Genomic DNA, 19,188 nt, shown 5'->3' on the forward strand with positions numbered 1-19,188 from the left:
TTGCCTGCCAATGCCAGCAAAGATTGCTTCGTCGTTTCACTCTCGCCATGACACATTGGCTAGGCGCCTAGCTACAACATTCTTTTGTCATCGCGAGCGAAGCGCGGCGATCTCGGGTTTGCCTGCCAATGCCAGCAAAGATTGCTTCGTCGTTTCACTCCTCGCAATGACACATAGGCGTCATTGCGAACGAAGTGAAGCAATCTGGGGTGGGTGCCCCGACAGGCTGAGATTGCTTCGTCGTTTCACTCTCGCCATGACACATTGGCTGGGCGCCTGGCTACAACATTCTTTTGTCATCGCGAGCGAAGCGCGGCGATCTCGGGTTTACCTGCCAATGCCAGCAAAGATTGCTTCGTCGCTTCACTCCTCGCAATGACACATAGGCGTCATTGCGAACGAAGTGAAGCAATCTGGGGTGGGGGCCCCGACAGGCTGAGATTGCTTCGTCGTTTCACTCTCGCCATGACACATTGGCTAGGCGCCTGGCTACAACATTCTTTTGTCATCGCGAGCGAAGCGCGGCGATCTCGGGTTTGCCTGCCAATGCCAGCAAAGATTGCTTCGTCGTTTCACTCCTCGCAATGACACATAGGCGTCATTGAGAACGAAGTGAAGCAATCTGGGGTGGGTGCCCCACAGGATGAGATTGCCGCGTCGCTGCGCTCCTCGCGACGACATATTGGGAGGCTTTTCGCAAGATGAGGCTAAATATCGCCCTCTTCTTCGTCGTCGGCGACATCGCGCCCAAACGAGCGCCACTGAGCCAGGGTCATCACTTCGGTCATCTCTAATTCAAGGTCGTGGGCGATAATCAGCTCATTGCGCTCAAGCTGCTTTTTCAGTTCTGCTACCCAGCCGTGCATGCCCTCGCCCGTGGTATCAGTAGTGTCGTAGCCCTGGCGGGTCACAAACGCCTCTAGCAGGGCATTGAGGGTGTCCGGCGGCAGCATTCGGGCGGGTACTTCAATAAAACGGCTCATTAACGCTGCTCCCACTCAGCCAAACGTTCGATAAAGGTGGCTTCGTCCACGACTTCCACGCCCATCTGTTCAGCTTTAGTAAGTTTACTGCCCGCCGCTTCGCCTGCGACCAGGCAGGTAGTCTTCTTCGATACACTACCCGCCACCTTAGCACCCAACGCCTGCAAGCGTGCTTTACCCTCATCCCGGGTCATACTCTCCAGCGAGCCGGTGAGCACCCAGGTCTGGCCTTCCAGCGGAGTAGGGCCTTGGGTGACTTCCGCCTCCTGCCAGGTAATGCCCGCATCAATCAGCGCGGCAATGGTTTCCTGATTGTGCGGTTGGCGGAAGAAAGTATGCACATGGGCGGCCACTATCGGGCCGACATCGTTGACCGCTTCCAGCGCTTCCAACTCAGCGGCTTGAATGGCCTCAAGGGTACCAAAGTGGTTGGCGAGATTGGCCGCCGTCGCCTCGCCTACTTCACGAATGCCTAAGGCGTAAATAAACCGCGCCAGCGTAGTCGATTTAGCGGTTTCAAGCGCGTTGACCAAGTTGGTGGCTGATTTCTCGCCCATACGCGGCAGGCTTTGAAGCTGTTCGACAGACAAGTGAAACAGCGCCGCCGGCGTTTCTACCCAGCCCAAATCAACTAACTGCACGATCAACTTTTCGCCCAAGCCGTCAATATCCAGCGCTTTGCGACTGGCGAAATGCTTGAGCGCTTCTTTACGCTGCGCCGCACAGTAAAGGCCCCCCGAACAGCGAGCGACCGCTTCACCTTCAATACGCTCGATATCCGAACCGCACACCGGGCAATGTTCGGGAAAAATGATCTCCCTGGCATCCGCTGGTCGCAGCTCGGTATGCACGCTCACCACTTGAGGAATCACATCACCGGCCCGGCGAATCGACACCGTATCGCCGATCATGACATCCAAGCGTTTGATCTCATCAGCGTTGTGCAGCGTCGCGTTAGACACCGTCACACCCGCCACGGTGACTGGTTCAAGACGCGCCACGGGGGTAATGGCGCCGGTACGGCCAACCTGGAACTCCACATCGTTAAGCGTGGTGACCTCTTCCTGAGCCGGATACTTAAACGCCACCGCCCAGCGCGGCGCGCGGGCAACAAAACCCAGTTCACGCTGGTGGCGCAGATCGTTTACCTTGATGACCACGCCGTCGATATCAAAACCTAAACCGTCTCGCTTTTCGCCCAACTGTTCACAGTAATCGGCAACGGCCTGGGGGCCTTTAACCACCTTCAACTCTGAGCTTGCGCGAAACCCCCAGTCTTTTAGCCTTTCCATTTGGCGGCTATGAGTGGGAATCACACTGTCATCCAAATTAGCCATGTCAATTCTGGCAACTTGATAAGCGTGAAACTCTAGCGGGCGTTTTGCCGTGATGCGTGGATCCAGCTGGCGCAGGCTGCCTGCCGCCGCGTTGCGGGGGTTGGCAAAGACCTTGCTGCCCTCTTCCCGGGCGCGCTCGTTCAGGGCTTCAAAACCCGCATGGCGCATAATGACCTCACCCCGTACTTCTAACAGCGCAGGCACGTTTTTACCCATCAGCTTGAGCGGTACCGAGCGCAGCGTGCGCAGATTAGAGGTAATGCCTTCGCCGGTGCGACCATCACCTCGAGTCGCACCGCTCACCAGCATGCCCTGCTCATAAACTAACGAGACGGCCGCGCCGTCCAACTTTGGCTCGCAGGTAAACTCAAGACCGTCTGCCGTGCATTCGAGGCGTTCGGCCACCCGTTCAGCAAAGGCGAGGATATCGTCACGGCTAAAGGCGTTATCTAGCGACAGCATGGGGATAGCGTGGGCCACCGATGGAAAGCCATCCGCAGGGGCAGCGCCCACACGCTGAGTGGGTGAATCGGGAGTGACCAACTCCGGATGCTCAGCCTCCAACTGCTGTAAACGCTGAAATTTACGATCATAGTCGGCATCCGTCAGCGTCGGTTCATCCAGCACGTAGTAACGGTAGTTGGCCTCGTCCAGGGCGGCCCGCAGTTGGTTAATCTCTTCCAGAGATTGAGAATCAGACTGACTCATTGGGGTGGGTTCCAGTACTAGCTAAAATCGGCAGCGAAAACGCAAAAGCTAAATTTCAAAAGCTAAATTTCAAAAGCTAAATTTCAAAAACATAAAAAATGACAAAACAACAGCGTATTGAACAGAAACACCCGCCTCCTGGCAAGAAGGCGGGTGTTTCACAGCAAGTGCTGCTTCGTCGGTTAGTAGGCGACGATTAGCGGGCTTGCAGTTGACGATGCAGGCGATGGCGGCGCTCAAACTCACGCACCCGCTGGCGGGCGAACTCGATCGTTTGTGCGGTCATCACGCTGCGGTTTTCGTCTTTTAGCTCGCCGCCCATATGGCGAACCACCACCATGGCGGTTTCTACCATCGCCTCAAAGGCAGCGGCGCTATCGATGGCGCCAGGTAGCGGCATCAACAGCGTGATACCGGGCGTCATAAACTCACCCATCTCTTCAATGGGGAAAGTACCCGGTTTAACCACATTCACCATCGAGAACTGAAGCTCACTAGCATCGCTCTCGGTTTCAAAGCGGTGGAAAACACCCATTTCACTGCTGTAGCGCAAACCGCACACCATCATCAGCTCAAGTAGTTTGGTCCCATCGAAGCCTTCTGGATCACGGGACAGAACGCTAATCACCACGACTTCTTCGGCATTGGACAGCGTCTCTTTAGCGTGTTCACCGTTCACATCATGGCGCAGAGCTTTTTCTAGCGTTGGGTGTACGCGGACTCGCTCGTTCATCCCACGCTCACCGACAGTTTGGCCGTCATAAGCGTCTGCCTCGAAGCTTTCTTCAAAACCTTCTTCGTGGGCTGCATACTCATGGCTTGCGTAGCGACGCGCCTCTTCATCGGCAGCATGCTGCTGGGCGGCTAGCCTTTCGGCGGCAGCCGCTTCTTCACGAGCTTGGGCCTGCTCTTGAGCAAGGCGGGCACGCTCTGCGTCAGCGGCTTCTTTGGCTTCACGCTTCTGCTCTGCTTCCAGCGCTTTGCGCTCGGCCTTCTGTTGGGCCAAGGCTTGATCACGCACCGCTTTCTCAGCTTTTTTGCGCTGCTTCTCTTTACGCCGCGCAATCAAACGACGCTTCAGCGAGCGCCCCATGCCTTCAAAGTCGACCAGGCGATACTCATCAACTTCGTCATCATCCAACTCGTCGTATTCGCCCGCGGTATCAGAACGCAACTGACGCCGTTTCGGCGAATGCTCATTGGCGTGTTTAGCAAATACGGCATCTTCTGGATCAGCCCGCAGTACCGGCTCTTGGCTGTGCTCTGGCTCCTGCTGAGTGCGAGGCTGTGCAGCCATTTCGCTGTCTGTTTCAGTGGCAGCTGCGTCACTGGCGGTGAACGAGATAGCATCTGAAGCAGCAGGTTGAGACGCTTCAACGTTCTCTTCTGCCACCGGAGAGCTAGGCGTTGCAGCAGAAGACGCAGGCTGCTCAATTTGTGGTTCCGGCTGCGAAGGTGCTGTCGCCTTGACCTGCGGCCTCTCGGTTTGAGGAGAGCCAGCTTGAGGAGAACCAGTTTGTGCAGAGTCAGTCATTGAGATACTGGGCTCGCGGCGCTCATGTTCAGTGGGCGCATTGTGGGCAGCATAACTAGCAGAAGACGTCGCCGCAGAAGTGACTGGCGGCTCTGTCTTAACGGCTACGCTTGGTGCTGGCTTAGCAACTGATGCTGCTTTATCGAGTTTATCTGCCTTATCAGCTTTGCGCTTGGCGGCTTTAGCAGAGGCGGAACGTCTAAACTCTGAAAGCACTCTAGAAGGCCCAGGATGCTCTTGACGTTCTAACTTTGGTTTATTACCTAAGCCACTATAGTCTGCGGGTTTAACAACTCGAGCACCGCCATTTGGAAGTTCCCAATTGATCTCCGCAGCTTTAGCAGCCTCCTCGGGATCATCTAGCGAACTCCCGGATAGGTCTTTCTCCGCCTGATCCAGACGGGGTACACGACGCTGCCGTTGAAGTCTTCGCACACCGTCAATAACGATGAGCGATACCAACGCCAGCCCTAAAATGATTAGCCACTCTCTTAGTTCCATGTCGAACGTTCCATGGTCGTCTTGCCGGTTGCTAAGGCACGGTGTCTAAAATGTCATGCCTGAATATAGGTAACGGCTATTGAATAATTACCTGCTATCAATAAAGCCAAGCATAGCGCGATTACTACCAAAAGGGCCAATTTTTGCTGCATTTAACGCGATTTTCACGCCATGGCAGAATTCTGCCTCTCTTTAGGCCAGAGAAATCTGACCTTAACTTCAAACAAAAGTGCCGCAATCATTAGATCTAACATCTATAAATAGCTTTATAAAGGAATCCGAGAAGCAAGAAAAGCCGTTTTGACAACCGACACACCCGCCATTGCGTATTGCCTCTATAAGCCGTTTAACCATCTCAAGCGCGCTATTAGTAGGGTTAATATAGTTAAGAAGAACGCTTTAGGACATTTTTTTACGCATTTTTCCAACAAAAAGTTTATCTACTTGGCGTTTGCCGCTTCAGCTTTGCTCACTCTACTATCGCCAATAGTGCTTTCGCTAACTCTGCTTTCGACAATAGCCTCCTTGGAAAAACGCTCTCAACAGAAGTGCTCTTCCAAGAACTCTGCTGCTTAGTCTTCGTTCTCCCAGGTCTCAATCAGAATGCTTTCACTGCTGCTTGGTAGGATAGGGAGTTAGTTTAATCGACCAGCGCCGCCGCTTCTTCAATACCCACCGAGACTAACCGCGATACGCCGGGCTCTTGCATGGTGACACCCATCAAGCGCTCGGCGGCTTCCATGGCAATCTTGTTGTGGGTGATGTAGATAAACTGAACGTTTTCAGACATCTCTTTCACCAGCCTGGCGTAACGGCCCACGTTGGCGTCATCCAAGGGGGCATCGACTTCATCCAGCATACAGAACGGCGCGGGGTTAAGCTGAAAGATCGCAAATACCAGCGACAGCGCAGTCAGCGCCTTCTCGCCGCCCGAGAGCAGATGAATGGTGCTGTTCTTCTTACCCGGCGGGCGGGCCATAATCGCCACGCCGGTTTCCAACAGATCATCGCCGGTTAGCGTTAGCCATGCAGCACCGCCGCCGAATACGCGAGGGAAAAGGGTTTGTAGCCCAGTGTTCACCTGATCAAAGGTTTCGCGGAAACGCACACGGGTTTCTTGATCGATACGCTTAATCGCCCTTTCGAGGGTTTCCAGCGCTTCGGTCAGCTCAGCATGCTGCGCTTCCAGATAATTTCGCCGCTCGGCCTGCTGGTCGTACTCCTCAATGGCAGCGAGGTTGATCGCCCCCAAGCGGCGAATTTTATCCGTGGTGCTTTCCAGGCGTTCCTGCCAACGGGTTTCCGTCGCTTCCTGGGGTAACTGTTCGGCAAGAGTCTCGACGTTATGACCAAGCTCAGCTAGCTGCTCATCCTGGGTGGTGGCTTTAAGCGCCAGCGCCTGCACGTCCATGCGCCGCTGCTGGAGCTGCTCGCGGCTCTGTTCCAGGTTGCGCTCGTGCTGCTGGCGGGCAAGTTCATCGTTACGCAGCTGTTCTGCCAGTGCCTGAGCCTGCTGACGAGTGGCGTTTAAGCGCCCTTCCTGCTGCTCGCGCTGATGAAGCAGCTCTTCAAGCTCTTCACCGGCCAGCTCGTCGGGTTCTATCAGCATTTCCCGTGACTCTTCCAGCTCGGCAATCCGCAGCGAGAGCCGCTCTTCAGAGTCACTTGAACGCGCCTGCTGTGAGCGCAGACTATCGCGCTCGGCACTCAAGCGTTCACGCTCCAGCGCCAGCGCCTGCTGCTGCGCTTTGAGCGGGGCGTGCTGCTGGGTCAACTGGTCACGCGCTTCACGCTGCCGGTTGCGCTGTTCGGCGCTGGTTTCCCGCGCTTGCGCCGCGCTTTCCAACTGTTCCATCGCCACATGCCAGCGGGCACGCTGCTCGTCGATGGTAAGCGCCAACTCCGCCTCATCTTCTTGCAGCTGGGCAAGCTCTTCATCGAGTTCAGTGGCGCGACTCTCCAGATGTTCCAAGCGCTGGGCCAGGCTGCGCTCTTTTACCGCCAGCTGTTGCAGGGTGGCGGCGTGGGCGCGCTCCTGTTCGGCCTGCTGTTCACGGGCCTGTTCCAGGGTTTCAATGGTTTCACTGGCCGCTTCACACTGCGCTTCTGCCAGCGCCAGCGCTTCTTCTTCGCTTTCGCGCTGGGCGGTCAGTTCGGCGTAGCGGCGGCGCGTTAATAGCAGCCCGTCGATACCTTCGCCGTTGGCCTGCTGGTTCAGCCAGCCGCGGCCCAGCCAAACGCCATCCTGGCTTACCACGCTTTCGCCAGGTGCGAGGTGCGCTACCTGCGCCTCCGCTTGTTCTGCCGTTTGCGTATAGTGAATGCTCGCTAACCATTCACCCAACGCACCGGCGCCTTTGACCAAGCTGTCTAATCGCTGGCCAGAGGTTGAGGCGGCGGGTGGTGTTTGATCAATCAGCCGCCACTCCGTGGCTAAGGCTTCAGGTAAAGCGGCCAGTTGGTGACGGTTCACCAGGCGGGCATTGAGCCAAGGCGCGAGCAGCCAGGACACCAGCGTTTCCCAGCCGGGCTCAACCTGCAGTGCTTCGCCCAGTTGAGGGGCATCCGCTAAACCATACGCTTCTAAGGTCGTGCCAATAGCAGGATCGTGATCCACCAGGGCGGCATCAATCAACGCTTGAAGTGAGGCCAACTCACCCTGGCGCTGACTGAGTTCAGCGCGCTGACTGTCCCGCGTCTGAGTGGCCTGCTGGTAGGCTGCTTTAGCATCGCCGTAGCGCTGCTGCCATTGATCCCGCTGGGTTTGAAAACCTTCCGACTGCTCCTCGGCCTCGGTCAACTGCGCCTGGCACACAGCGTGCTCTTCACGCAGCGCGGTGAGATCGGCTACCTCGCTGCGCTGCTGACGGCGGCGCTGATTTTCCGCCTGTAAGCGCTGAATACGCTGTTCAAGGTCGCGCAACTGATCCTGGCTGCGATCCGCATCGCGGCTGGCATCCCGCCAGCGGGTTTCGGCATCGGCCCACTGCTGCTCGGCGGCTTCCAGCGCGGGAGACGCGTCGGACAACGCCTGCTCCAGGCTTTCGAGCTGCTCCTCCAGCGCTTCGTGTTCGGGGAGTAAATCTTCAAAGCGCTCGTCAATGGCGGCTAAACGCTCCTGATCGCCTTCACTAACGCGGCGCTGCTCGTCCAATTCGCGCCGAGCCGTGGCGATGTCGCTGGCCAGTTGGGTTTCACGGCTACGCCGGTGGGCCTGATCCTGTTCTAAACGGGCGATGCGCGTAGTGGTTTCAAAGAACTGCTGCTGATGGCGATCGAGCACCTCAGAAAGTTCGTCGTGCTGCTCCCGGGCCTGCTCCAGGCGGGTTTCGCACTGGCGGACACCGAAGACATCTTTTTCTACCGCTATTTCCAATTCGCGAACGCGGCTCTCTTGATGCGATTGCTCGGCACGCAGGGCGCGCCCGCGCAGCAGAGCCAGCTCGCCCTTAAGCCGATACTCCTGTTCCTTGAGATCCTGATAGCGCTTGGCGGCTTCGGCCTGACGTTTGAGGCGCTCTAGCTGTTTATCCAGCTCTTCGCGAATATCGTCCAGACGCTCCAGGTTCTCCTGGGTTCGCCGCATGCGGTTTTCGGTTTCCCGGCGGCGCTCTTTGTACTTGGAGATACCCGCGGCCTCTTCAAGCGTTGAGCGCAGATCGTCGGGGCGGGCTTCGATCAGCCGCGAGATCATCCCCTGGCCGATAATCGCGTAGGAGCGCGGCCCCAGACCGGTACCCATAAACAGGTCGGCGATATCGCGCCGACGGCATTTCTGGCCGTTAAAGAAGTAGTTGGATTGTCCGTCGCGGGTGACTAGACGCTTAACGGCAATTTCCGCGTACTGAGCGTAAACGCCGCCCATGCTGCCATCGCGGTTGTCGAACTTGAGTTCTATGGACGCTTGGCTGATTGGTTTACGGCCGGTGGAGCCGTTAAAGATAACGTCGGCCATGGATTCGCCGCGCAGGGTTTTGGCGGATGACTCCCCCATTACCCAGCGCACGGCGTCAATAATATTGGATTTACCGCAGCCGTTGGGGCCTACGATGGCGGTCATATTGCCATCAAAGGGCACCGTGACGGGATCCACAAAGGACTTAAACCCGACTAAGCGAATCGACGTTAAGCGCATACCGAAGCGGCGTTCCTGTTGCGATTATTCAAAGACACGGTTAATCACCACTTCGGCCGCTTCGTCGTCTTCAATTGGCCCGATGCTGACGCTCTCAAGGTCACCAAACAGATCCCCAGGCTGGGGCGCTGCTTGGCCAGAAGGAGAAACACGCACCACTAAACGGGCTTCCTGTACCTGGGATATTTGCGCCTGGGGAGACATCGCGACACTGTTATCTAGCGTCACGGTCATAGGCAGCTCGGATACCTGTGCCCGCACCACGGCCAGGGGCGGTAACTCGCCCTCAATATCGCGGGCGGTAATAAAGACGCTGGCATCGCCATCCACACGCCCGACGAGCTCTTCATCCAGCGAGACACGCACACGAATGCCGGTGCCCTCGGTGACGGCTTCTTCGGGTTCAATACCCAATCGCTCCTGAGCCACGCGAATGCCGTCGCGTAGCGAGGACACAGTGTTGGGATCCTCGATATTGGCAATCGCCCGGCGCCAGTGGTCAATAGCCTGCTCGTAATCGCCGTTGTCGAAGGCATTAATGCCCAGCAAGCCCAGCACGGTGGGCTGGCGGGGATCCTGCTCCAACGTCTCGTCGACCAACGCTTGTACTTCGTCGGTAAGCTCGCGCTCAGCCATAAAGAAACGAATTTGCGCCAACTGCGCAAGCAGCGGTGGAATGCGCCCTTCAATCTCGATCAGGCGCTCCAGGGCGTCCACGGCCTTGGGCATTTGTCCGGTTTCACGGTAGAGCGGAAACAGCTCGCTCCACACATTAGGGTTATCCGGCTGGCGTTCGGCCTGCTCCTCCATGCGCTCGATATACATGGCAAGCGATCCATCAGGGTCGTTCTGCACTTCTTGCTGCACGGCCAGTAGCACCAGGTCGCCCTCAGCGCCCTTTTGCTGATACCAAATAACGCTAACAGCGACCACAGCGAGCATCACCACAGGCACGACAATACGGCCGGCGCTGGCAGCCTTTAGCGGCCGACGCTCGCGAAAAGCAGTGTCTTCCAGCAGGCTGCGCTCGAGTTCCAGCCGGTCTTCCTCAAAGCGTGCGGCATCTATGTCGCCGCGTTCAAGAGCCGCTTCCAGTGACGCCAAGCGGCGCTTGAAAATCGCCACGTTCTGCTCGGCGGAGGTGTCGTTGGCTTCAAAATCGCGCTGCTGGTCATGCAGGGCACGCGCGTTTCTTAGCGGCGAAACCAGCAGCCACAGCGCGGGGAGCAGTAGAATGGCAATGGCTATCCAGAGCAGCGTCATGAAGACCCCTTACGGTTAGTCAGCGCGTCTATGCGCTGGCGTTCTTCGGCGCTCAACGCTTTAGCAGAGGCGTTACGGCGGGCGCGAATCATCAGCACAACCACCATTGCACCTAGCAACACCAGGGCGATGGGCAAGCCCCAAAGCAGGTAGGTACGGCTCTCTAAACGCGGGTTGTAGAGAATATATTCACCAAACCGCTGCACCATATGGTTGATAATTTCGATATCCGACTGCCCGTCTTGCAACAGTTGATAAACCCGCTCACGCATATCTGCCGAAATGGGTGCATCGGAATCGTTTATGGCTTGGTTTTCACACAGTGGGCAGCGCATGGAGGCGGTTAAATCGTGATAGCGCTTCTCCATGACCGGGTCGTCAAATTCGCGCAGTTCGATACCACCTGCCGCTGCACCAAACGCTATGACCAGCAGTAGTAGCGCTGCCATGGTTCGCATTAGCGCCATTTTTCCACCTCCGGAAGAATTCGCTCGCGCACGTCTTGCGGTGATACGTAGCCTTTATGGTGATAGCGAATGACCCCGTCGGCATCGACCAGGAATGTCTCCGGGGCGCCGTAGACGCCAAGATCAAACCCTAGCTCGCCTTCCGGATCAAAAATATTAACTTCAAACGGATCGCCAAATTCGCTGAGAAACTGCATGCCTTTCTCGCGGGTATCGCGGTAGTTGACCCCGACCATGCGAATGTCGTTATCAGCCAGTTCCAGCAGTTGCGGCATCTCCTGCTTACAGGCCGGACACCACTCGCCCCACACATTCACCAGCGTCACTTCACCCTCTAACAGCGTTTGGTCAACGCGGCGATTCTCATCACGCAGCGTGCTGGCTTCAAAGGTCGGGAACTCCCGCGCCATCAGCGCTGAATCCCGCTGGGAGGGGTCCAGCGAGAGGCCTTGGTAAAAGAACAGCGCCAGGGCTAAAAAACACACCGGCAACAGTAATAGCAGTAGCCGTCGCTTCATGCCGTGGCCTCCCGTGCGCCATTTTGAGTACTGTTCTGAGTACTATCATCCTGGCTAGCCACTTTGGGCGCTTCACGGGTGGATGCGGTACGGCGGTAGCGCTTGTCGAGCACCGCCAATACACCGCCAAACGCCATTAGCAGTGCGCCCAGCCAGAGCCAACGGACGAACGGCTTATACTGCACCCGCATTGCCCAACTGCCATCGCCCAGGTTCTCACCCATGGCGACATAGAGGTCGCGGAACAGCCCTGGGCGCAGGGCCACTTGCGTCATCGGCATACCGGTGGCCAGGTAGAGACGCTTTTCGGGCCGCATGGTAAAGCTGCTGCCTGAGTCGCCGCGCTGCACTTGTAGAATCGAGGTATCCGCCAGGAAGTTAGCGCCACGACGCTCGGTTAACTCGGTCATGGTGAACTGATAGCCCGCGACTTCGACCGTGGTGCCCGGCGACATGCGCACGTTGCGCTCAATGTTGTAGTTGGACACTACCGTCACGCCGACGATAGTGACCGCAACACCTACGTGCCCCAGCACCATGCCCCAATAAGCCAGGGAGAGCTTACGAACACCGGCCAAAAACGAACTGGCGTGGCGGGTTTTATCGAATACATCGCGCACCATCGGCAGCACAATCCAGAGTGCAGAGACAATGCCCAGGGAGACAAACAGGTTCCACTCGCCACGGTACAGCAGCGGCATTAATATGCCGATCACCAATGCGGCCACACCGGCTAACCACAGTTTACGAATCAGATCCCGTGCCGCCATGCTCTTCCAGCGCGTTACCGAGCCAAGCCCCATAAAGATACACATCAACACGGTAAGCGGCACAAACAGGGTATTAAAGTAAGGCGGGCCCACGCTGATTTTCCCCAGCCCCAGAGAATCCAGAATCAGCGGATAGACGGTACCCAGTAGCACGGTGACGGTCATAATCACCAGAAAGATATTATTAACCAGCAGCAGCGCATCCCGGGAGAGCCAGTTAAACCCCACCTTATGACTTACCCGCGGAGCGCGCAGGGCAAACACCAGCAGCGACAGCGTTACCGTAATGGCCAGCAGCATCAGGATAAAGAAACCGCGGGCCGGGTCGTTAGCGAACGCATGCACCGAGGTCAGCACCCCAGAGCGAACCAGGAAAGTGCCCATTAGCGACAGCGAGAAGGTCGAGATCGCCAGCAGCACGGTCCAGCTTTTAAACGAGCCGCGCTTCTCGGTGACCGCGAGTGAGTGAACCAGTGCGGTTCCCGTCAGCCAGGGCAGCAGTGAAGCGTTTTCGACCGGATCCCAGAACCACCAGCCACCCCAGCCAAGCTCGTAATAGGCCCACCAACTGCCTAACGCGATACCCACGGTCAGGAATGCCCAGGCCAGATTCGTCCAGGGCCTTGCCCAGCGCGTCCAGGCCGCGTCTAAACGACCGCCCATCAGTGCTGCAATGGCAAATGCAAAGACCACGGAAAAGCCCACATAGCCCATGTAGAGCATCGGCGGATGCACTACTAGCCCGAAGTCTTGCAACAGCGGGTTAAGGTCGGCGCCATCCTGGGGCATACCGGGCAGTAGCCGCTCGAAGGGGTTCGATGTCATCAGAATAAACAGTAAGAAGCCGACGCAAACCATACCCATCACGCCCATTACTCGCGCGACCATATCCCGCGGCAGGTTGCCGGTAAACAGGCTGGCCGCACACCCCCAGCCCGCGAGCATAAAGCTCCACAGCAGTACCGACCCTTCATGGTTGCCCCACACCGCGCTGAACTTGTAGTACCAGGGCAGCAGCGAGTTGGAGTTGTTGGCCACGTTCGCCACGCTAAAATCGTCCAGCATATAGCTGGCGGTCAAACAGGCGTAGGCAATGGCAATAAACACAAACTGCCCCACCGCCATGGGCTGACCATAGGCCATCCACAGCGGGCGCCGGGTGGCGGCACCGGCCAGCGGCATCACGGCCTGCACCGCCGCCATCAGCAGCGCGATAATGAGGGCAAAGTGGCCAATTTCAGGAATCATTTTGATAAACATGTGCGCTCCGAACCAGCACTGGCGGTAAGGCAAGGCGGTTAAACGGTGGGTCTTAGTATTCGCTTGCTTGGGGTACGCCTTCTTCGTCCAGGCGTTTACCCACTTCCGCGGCTTTGGCCTGGTAGTCGGCTGGCGAATAGCCCGCCTCTTCAAGTGCCTGGGCGACTTCAGGGGGCATATAGTTCTCATCGTGGCGCGCAAGCACTTTATCGGCGTACAAACGACCATCGGCCTGAAGCTCTCCGATCACCACCACGCCTTGGCCTTCGCGGAACAAGTCGGGCAGGATGCCGCTGTAGTAGACCTCCAGGTCATCAACGTAATCGGTGACGACAAACTCGACGTCCAGGCTCTCAGGGTCACGGGATACAGAACCCTCTTTTACCATGCCACCGGCGCGAATCTGCCGCTCCATGGGCGCGTCGCCCTGGGCGATCTGTACCGGGCTGAAAAACAGATTGATGTTAGCGCGCAGCGCGTACAGGGTCAGCCCCACGGCAATCGCGGCCAGCGACACAAGGCCCAGGATAATAAAGAGTTTCTGTTTACGTTTAGGCGTCATTGGGCGTTTCCCCTTGCGCTGTTTGCGCGTCTTGCACGGCGTTTCAAGCCTTTGATCAATTGGCGCTGTTCAGCACGCGCATGCCATACGGTGGCGAGCAGCAGTAGCGCTGTCACGCCCCAGGCAGACCACACATAAGGCGCGTGACCACCCATGGCGAGAAATTCGGAAAATGAGTCAAACGCCATTAGCGAGCCTCCTCTGCCGGTACTTTCACCACTTGGCCGGTCACCAATTCCTGTACCCAGCGTTTGTTAGCTTCGCGGCGCAAAATTTCACTGCGTGTGCGCATCAGCGTTAAGGCAATGAAAAAGCAGTAGAAACCCAGCACCATAATGACCAGAGGCAGCCACATTTCAGTAGGCATGGCCGGGCGCGAGGTCAGCGTAAATGAAGCGGGCTGGTGCAGGGTGTACCACCAGTCCACCGAGTATTTGATGATGGGAATATTGATCACCCCCACCATGGCCAGCACCGAGGCTGCCCGTGAGGCGCTATCGCGGCTGGTAAAAGCCCCACGCAGAGCAATTACGCCCAAGTACAAAAACAGCAAGATCAGCATTGACGTTAGCCGTGCATCCCACATCCACCAGGTTCCCCAAGTGGGCACACCCCATACGGCACCGGAAAACAGCGCGACAAAGGTCATAGCTGCGCCAAGAGGCGCCATCACCGCCGCTGCCATATCGGCGACTTTAATTTTCCAGACCATAAACACCAGGCCGGAAACCGCCATGGCAATGAAGATAGACTGAGCCAAAAAGGCCGCCGGCACATGGACGTAAATAATTCGGAAGCTATTACCCTGCTGGTAATCCGCTGGCGCAAACGCCAACCCCCACAGCGAGCCAGTGACGATCAACAGCGCCGCCGCGGCCCAAAACCAGGGCTGTAATTTGGCACTAATGCCGTAGAACCACTTGGGTGATCCCAGCTTGTGTATAAAGGCCCACATAGCGTGTCCTGTCCTTAACCGTTAATACTGATACGCAGCGATGCGGCAATCGCCCACGGCGCTAACATGAGTGAGGCGGCGAGCAGCGCGCCCAGGATAGCCAGGTGTGCGGAGACACCCTCTCCAAAAATGGCCGCCTGCACCGCGCCTGCGCCAAAAATGAGCACCGGGATATACAACGGCAACACCAGTAGCGAGAGCAGCACTCCACCCCGTGCCAAGCCAACGGTTAACGCCGCACCGATGGCGCCAATCAAACTCAAGCTTGCCGTACCCAGGGCAAGCGACAGCGCCAGCACGGCGTAGCTGCCCGCCGGCAGCGCCAGCATAATACCCAATATCGGCGCCATCAGCGCCAACGGTAGGCCTGTCAGCAGCCAATGCACGGCCACTTTGGCCAAACTTAGCGCGACTAACGGCTGCGGCGCCAATAGCAGTTGCTCCAGACTACCGTCGTCATAATCGCTACGAAACAGGCTGTCTAATGAAAGCAGCGCGGCTAACAAAGCCGCGACCCACAGCAAACCCGGTGCAATCACCGCTAACAGCTCAGGATCGGGCGAAATAGCGATCGGGAACAGCGTGATCACCAGGGCAAAAAACACCAGTGGATTGAGCACTTCGCCACGGCGTCTCAGCAATAGCGTTAAGTCACGCACTAGCGTGGCCTTCACTGCGGTCATTAACCCACCATTATGCTCACGCAGTGGCACTGCTGAAACCTGTTGAGCGGTCTCCGAACTTTGTGAAGAGCCGTGTGAAGAGCTATTTGAAGCGCCATGTAAAGAGCTGTGCAACCCTTTCTCCTTTACCCTAGGGATATCCGTCTGAGCAACGGTGAAGCGGTTAACTCGTGGTGTGTCGTTACTAACACACAGCCCCCCGCCTGAGCGTGGGCAACCAGCTGTCTTTCTAGATCAGCGACGCCGTGGCGATCAATCGCGGTGAAAGGCTCATCCAGTACCCATAGGGCGCGCAGCGTTAACGTTAAGCGCGCCAGGGCAACACGGCGCTGTTGCCCTGCTGAGAGTTGCCCTGCGGGCACATCTTCAAAGCCTGCCAACCCAACCCGTTCAAGAGCTTCCAGGCGCTGATCTTCATTACCACTTTCCCCGCTTAACGCCTGATACCAGGCTAAATTTTCTAACGGGGAAAGCCCTGACTTAATGCCCGGTGCATGTCCTAAATAGAGCAAATTCGCGAGAAAATGTTCACGTGCTTCGTTCATCGCAGCGCCATTCCAGAACAGTTCGCCCTGGTAGTCACTGAGCTGGCCGGAGAGAATTTTCAGAAGGCTGGTTTTACCACTACCATTGGGCCCTTCAATTCGCACTATCTCGCCGCTGCGAACCTCCAGATCCAACCCTTGAAACAGCCAGCGGTCATCGCGTTCACAGGCAAGCTGGCGGGCTTGTAGACACAGGCTCAAGCGTCTCTCCTGGCATATTGATTTCGCGTCGAACTCTACACGTAAAGCCCCTTTCTCGCCACTCACACAATGCGGCGCTGGGTCGCAGCGTGATCTTCATCAATATGTCGTGAGAGCAATTATCTCTGGCACTGTATGCAAAAACAGGTCTACAATGAAAACCACTGTATGAAAGAACATGCAATGGAGATTCTTTGATGACCCTATCGATGGCAGCACCTACCGTTACGTTTGGCCGTAGACAACCGGCACCGCGCCCTTACGCAATGGCGCCTAGCATTACCCGACGCAATACCTATGCTCTCAAAGTGCGTGGCAATGCACTGTGTGATTGCAACTTGTTCGATGGCGATGTCATTATTATCCGGCGCTATCAACACGATACCCAGACAGAAACTGCCGTTGCCGAAATAAACCAGCAAACGATCGCCTTGAGGCAGCTCTCTATCAGCCGCTTTGGGGTAGAGCTATGGCCAGAAGATACTTTGCAGCCAGCGCTATTTTTGCACAACCGGGATATTCAGGTACTCGGCATGGTAATGGGTGTGAAAAGTGAGACTACCTTTACGGAGCATTAATGCGCTATCGGGTTCCCGAGTTACCCACAGGGTCATGGCACACGGCTGACATTGAAGTAGAAAAGAGCCAATTTATCACCTGGATCTGCCACGCTCCCGATATCAACGCATTCACTACTCTGCTGAATGCGGCGAAAACCGCGCATCCTAATGCCAGCCACCACTGCACTGCCTACATTGCCGGGCCACCCGGCGAGCAAAATCTGATTGGCTTTTCCGATGATGGCGAGCCTGGCGGCACCGCTGGCCGCCCCATGCATCAGGTTCTCCAGGGGAGCCAACTGGGTCAGATTGGCTGTGTGGTCATTCGTTATTTTGGCGGTACAAAGCTCGGCACCGGTGGCTTAGCCCGCGCCTACGCTCAGGCGGTTAGCCATGCCCTTGAGACACTCGCTACCCGGGAAGTGGTTGAGCGCGACACCTACACCCTGCGCCTTACTTTTGCCAATGAAGCGATTGCCCGCGCCTGGTGCGAAGAGCACGACATCCCTATTGAGCAAGCCGACTACGATGGTGATGGCGTTCGCCTGACCATTGGCTGGCCACGGGACTGCCCGCTTGACCTTGCCCCGCTAGAAAACCGCTTGAAGAGTGCTATTGAGATTCTCTCTGCACCAAAGGCATAACGCAGCAGATGAAAGGGCCCCATATGTCATTGCGAGGAGCTTGCGACGCGGCAATCTCGTTCTGCGGTGGCAAACAAACCGAGATCGCCGCGCTTCGCTCGCGATGACACTCACCGGCCATTGCGAGGAGCCTGCGACGAAGCAATCTCAAGCCTACCCTGAGAACCAACCCCAGATTGCTTCACTGCGTTCGCAATGACACCCCTATGTCGTTGATGGCAGAGGACTAGTTAACCCAGGTATTTAATCATTACCCCGGCCGCGACTGCCGACCCAATAACACCCGCCACGTTGGGGCCCATGGCATGCATCAGCAGGAAGTTATGTGGGTTGGACTCCAGCCCCACCTTATTCGCCACCCGCGCTGCCATAGGCACGGCGGAAACGCCCGCGGCACCGATCAATGGGTTGATGGGCATTTTGCTCACCAGGTTCATCAGCTTGGCCATCAATACCCCAGCGGCCGTGCCGATACCAAAGGCGACAATACCCAGACCTAATATCCCCAGCGTCTCAAATGCCAGGAAACTCTCGGCCATCAGTTTGGAGCCTACCGACAGTCCCAGGATAATCGTGACGATATTGATCAAGGCGTTTTGCGCGGTATCCGACAAGCGCTCGACTACGCCACACTCACGCATCAGATTACCGAAGCAGAACATACCGAGTAGCGGTGCCGCATCGGGCAGAAACAGCGCTACCAGAATCAGCAGCATCAGCGGGAAGATGATTTTTTCCAGCTTGGAGACCGGCCGCAACTGGGTCATCTTGATTTGACGCTCTTTATCGGTGGTCAGCAGACGCATGATGGGCGGCTGTATCAGCGGTACCAACGCCATATAGGCGTAGGCAGCCACCGCGATAGCACCCAGCAGCTCCGGCGCCAGCACGCTGGAGACGTAGATGGAGGTCGGGCCATCCGCCCCGCCAATAATACCAATGGCGGCGGCCTGATTGAGCGAGAAATCCATGATGCCCATCGAGGTGAGCGCCACGGCACCAAACAAAGTGGCAAAAATGCCAAACTGAGCGGCCGCACCTAAAAACAGCGTGCGCGGATTGGCCAGCAGCGGACCGAAGTCGGTCATGGCGCCCACACCCATAAAGATAATCAGCGGGGCGATACCTGAACCAATTGCTACTTTATAGAAGTTGTAAAGCATGCCATCGCTATAGCCGACGCCCACGGCGATATCACGTGCGGCACGCACCTGATCCGGTGCGACGCCATCGTGGGCTATCACTTTTAACGATTCACGCCAGGCTTCCGCATTCGCTAACGGATCCAGCGTCGCGCCCAGCGCTGCCGCTATCTGCTGTAGCACTGCGGGTTTCGCCACCTCGATCGCTTGGTCTAGCGCTGAAATCGCCAACCCTGCTTCGGGAATATTGGCCAGAATGCCGCCAAAGCCAATCGGCACCAGCAGCAGCGGCTCAAACTTCTTATAAATGGCCAGGTAAAGCAGCAGTAGCCCCACCATGATCATGACGGCTTGGCCAAGCTCAAGGTTATATAGCCCAGAGCCTTCCCATAACGTTACTAATTTATCCATTACTGGGCC

General features: G+C 56.9%; 16 protein-coding genes. 2 read left to right on the forward strand and 14 right to left on the reverse strand.

The window, feature by feature from the left end:
* Window positions 1-707: 707 nt before the first annotated feature.
* The 13 genes from HZS52_RS00205 to ccmA all read right to left on the reverse strand — a co-directional run bounded on the left by HZS52_RS00205 (window position 708) and on the right by ccmA (window position 16,422).
* Window positions 708-983, reverse strand: a complete 276-nt coding sequence (locus HZS52_RS00205) for a YheU family protein (RefSeq protein WP_022519947.1) — start codon at window positions 981-983, stop codon at window positions 708-710.
* Window positions 983-3,028, reverse strand: a complete 2,046-nt coding sequence (gene ligA / locus HZS52_RS00210) for an NAD-dependent DNA ligase LigA (RefSeq protein ID WP_009286790.1) — start codon at window positions 3,026-3,028, stop codon at window positions 983-985. Before ligA ends, HZS52_RS00205 begins: the two co-directional genes overlap by 1 nt.
* Window positions 3,029-3,224: 196 nt before the next feature.
* Window positions 3,225-5,063: a cell division protein ZipA gene (gene zipA / locus HZS52_RS00215; protein ID WP_190373952.1), complete on the reverse strand. Its 1,839-nt coding sequence runs from the start codon at window positions 5,061-5,063 to the stop codon at window positions 3,225-3,227.
* A gap of 640 nt (window positions 5,064-5,703) precedes the next feature.
* Window positions 5,704-9,198: a chromosome segregation protein SMC gene (gene smc / locus HZS52_RS00220; RefSeq protein ID WP_190373953.1), complete on the reverse strand. Its 3,495-nt coding sequence runs from the start codon at window positions 9,196-9,198 to the stop codon at window positions 5,704-5,706.
* A gap of 24 nt (window positions 9,199-9,222) precedes the next feature.
* Window positions 9,223-10,461 (reverse strand): c-type cytochrome biogenesis protein CcmI, encoded by a 1,239-nt coding sequence (gene ccmI / locus HZS52_RS00225; RefSeq protein WP_039858736.1) that lies wholly within the window; start codon window positions 10,459-10,461, stop codon window positions 9,223-9,225.
* A complete protein-coding gene (locus HZS52_RS00230) occupies window positions 10,458-10,928 on the reverse strand; it encodes a cytochrome c-type biogenesis protein (RefSeq protein ID WP_039858734.1) in 471 nt (156 codons plus the stop codon). The genes ccmI and HZS52_RS00230 overlap by 4 nt, the downstream gene beginning before the upstream one ends.
* Window positions 10,919-11,446, reverse strand: coding sequence for a DsbE family thiol:disulfide interchange protein (locus HZS52_RS00235; RefSeq protein WP_022519953.1), 528 nt, complete (start codon window positions 11,444-11,446; stop codon window positions 10,919-10,921). Before HZS52_RS00235 ends, HZS52_RS00230 begins: the two co-directional genes overlap by 10 nt.
* Complete coding sequence (locus tag HZS52_RS00240) at window positions 11,443-13,476, reverse strand: heme lyase CcmF/NrfE family subunit (RefSeq protein ID WP_022519954.1); 2,034 nt, start codon at window positions 13,474-13,476, stop codon at window positions 11,443-11,445. Before HZS52_RS00240 ends, HZS52_RS00235 begins: the two co-directional genes overlap by 4 nt.
* Before the next feature lie 52 nt (window positions 13,477-13,528).
* Entirely contained in the window at window positions 13,529-14,038 is a 510-nt protein-coding gene (gene ccmE, locus HZS52_RS00245; protein ID WP_022519955.1) for a cytochrome c maturation protein CcmE, read from the reverse strand.
* Entirely contained in the window at window positions 14,035-14,226 is a 192-nt protein-coding gene (ccmD, locus tag HZS52_RS00250; protein WP_022519956.1) for a heme exporter protein CcmD, read from the reverse strand. Before ccmD ends, ccmE begins: the two co-directional genes overlap by 4 nt.
* On the reverse strand, window positions 14,226-14,993 hold the full coding sequence (locus tag HZS52_RS00255) for a heme ABC transporter permease (protein ID WP_009286787.1): 768 nt from the start codon (window positions 14,991-14,993) through the stop codon (window positions 14,226-14,228). Before HZS52_RS00255 ends, ccmD begins: the two co-directional genes overlap by 1 nt.
* 14 nt (window positions 14,994-15,007) lie before the next feature.
* Complete coding sequence (ccmB, locus tag HZS52_RS00260) at window positions 15,008-15,676, reverse strand: heme exporter protein CcmB (RefSeq protein ID WP_223828158.1); 669 nt, start codon at window positions 15,674-15,676, stop codon at window positions 15,008-15,010.
* A gap of 125 nt (window positions 15,677-15,801) precedes the next feature.
* Entirely contained in the window at window positions 15,802-16,422 is a 621-nt protein-coding gene (ccmA, locus tag HZS52_RS00265) for a cytochrome c biogenesis heme-transporting ATPase CcmA (RefSeq protein ID WP_190373954.1), read from the reverse strand.
* Window positions 16,423-16,619: 197 nt separating this feature from the next.
* On the opposite strand from ccmA, the gene HZS52_RS00270 reads away from it, so the two are divergent.
* Entirely contained in the window at window positions 16,620-17,000 is a 381-nt protein-coding gene (locus HZS52_RS00270; RefSeq protein WP_027957354.1) for a LexA family protein, read from the forward strand.
* Window positions 17,000-17,626 carry an IMPACT family protein gene (locus HZS52_RS00275; RefSeq protein WP_190373955.1) on the forward strand — a complete coding sequence of 209 codons (627 nt, stop codon included), beginning with the start codon at window positions 17,000-17,002 and terminating at the stop codon, window positions 17,624-17,626. Before HZS52_RS00270 ends, HZS52_RS00275 begins: the two co-directional genes overlap by 1 nt.
* Before the next feature lie 230 nt (window positions 17,627-17,856).
* Here HZS52_RS00275 and HZS52_RS00280 read toward each other — a convergent pair whose 3' ends face one another.
* Complete coding sequence (locus HZS52_RS00280) at window positions 17,857-19,179, reverse strand: sodium ion-translocating decarboxylase subunit beta (RefSeq protein WP_022519961.1); 1,323 nt, start codon at window positions 19,177-19,179, stop codon at window positions 17,857-17,859.
* Between the last annotated feature and the right edge of the window lie 9 nt (window positions 19,180-19,188).

The organism is Vreelandella titanicae, from assembly GCF_014697095.1.
GTDB lineage: Bacteria > Pseudomonadota > Gammaproteobacteria > Pseudomonadales > Halomonadaceae > Vreelandella > Vreelandella titanicae.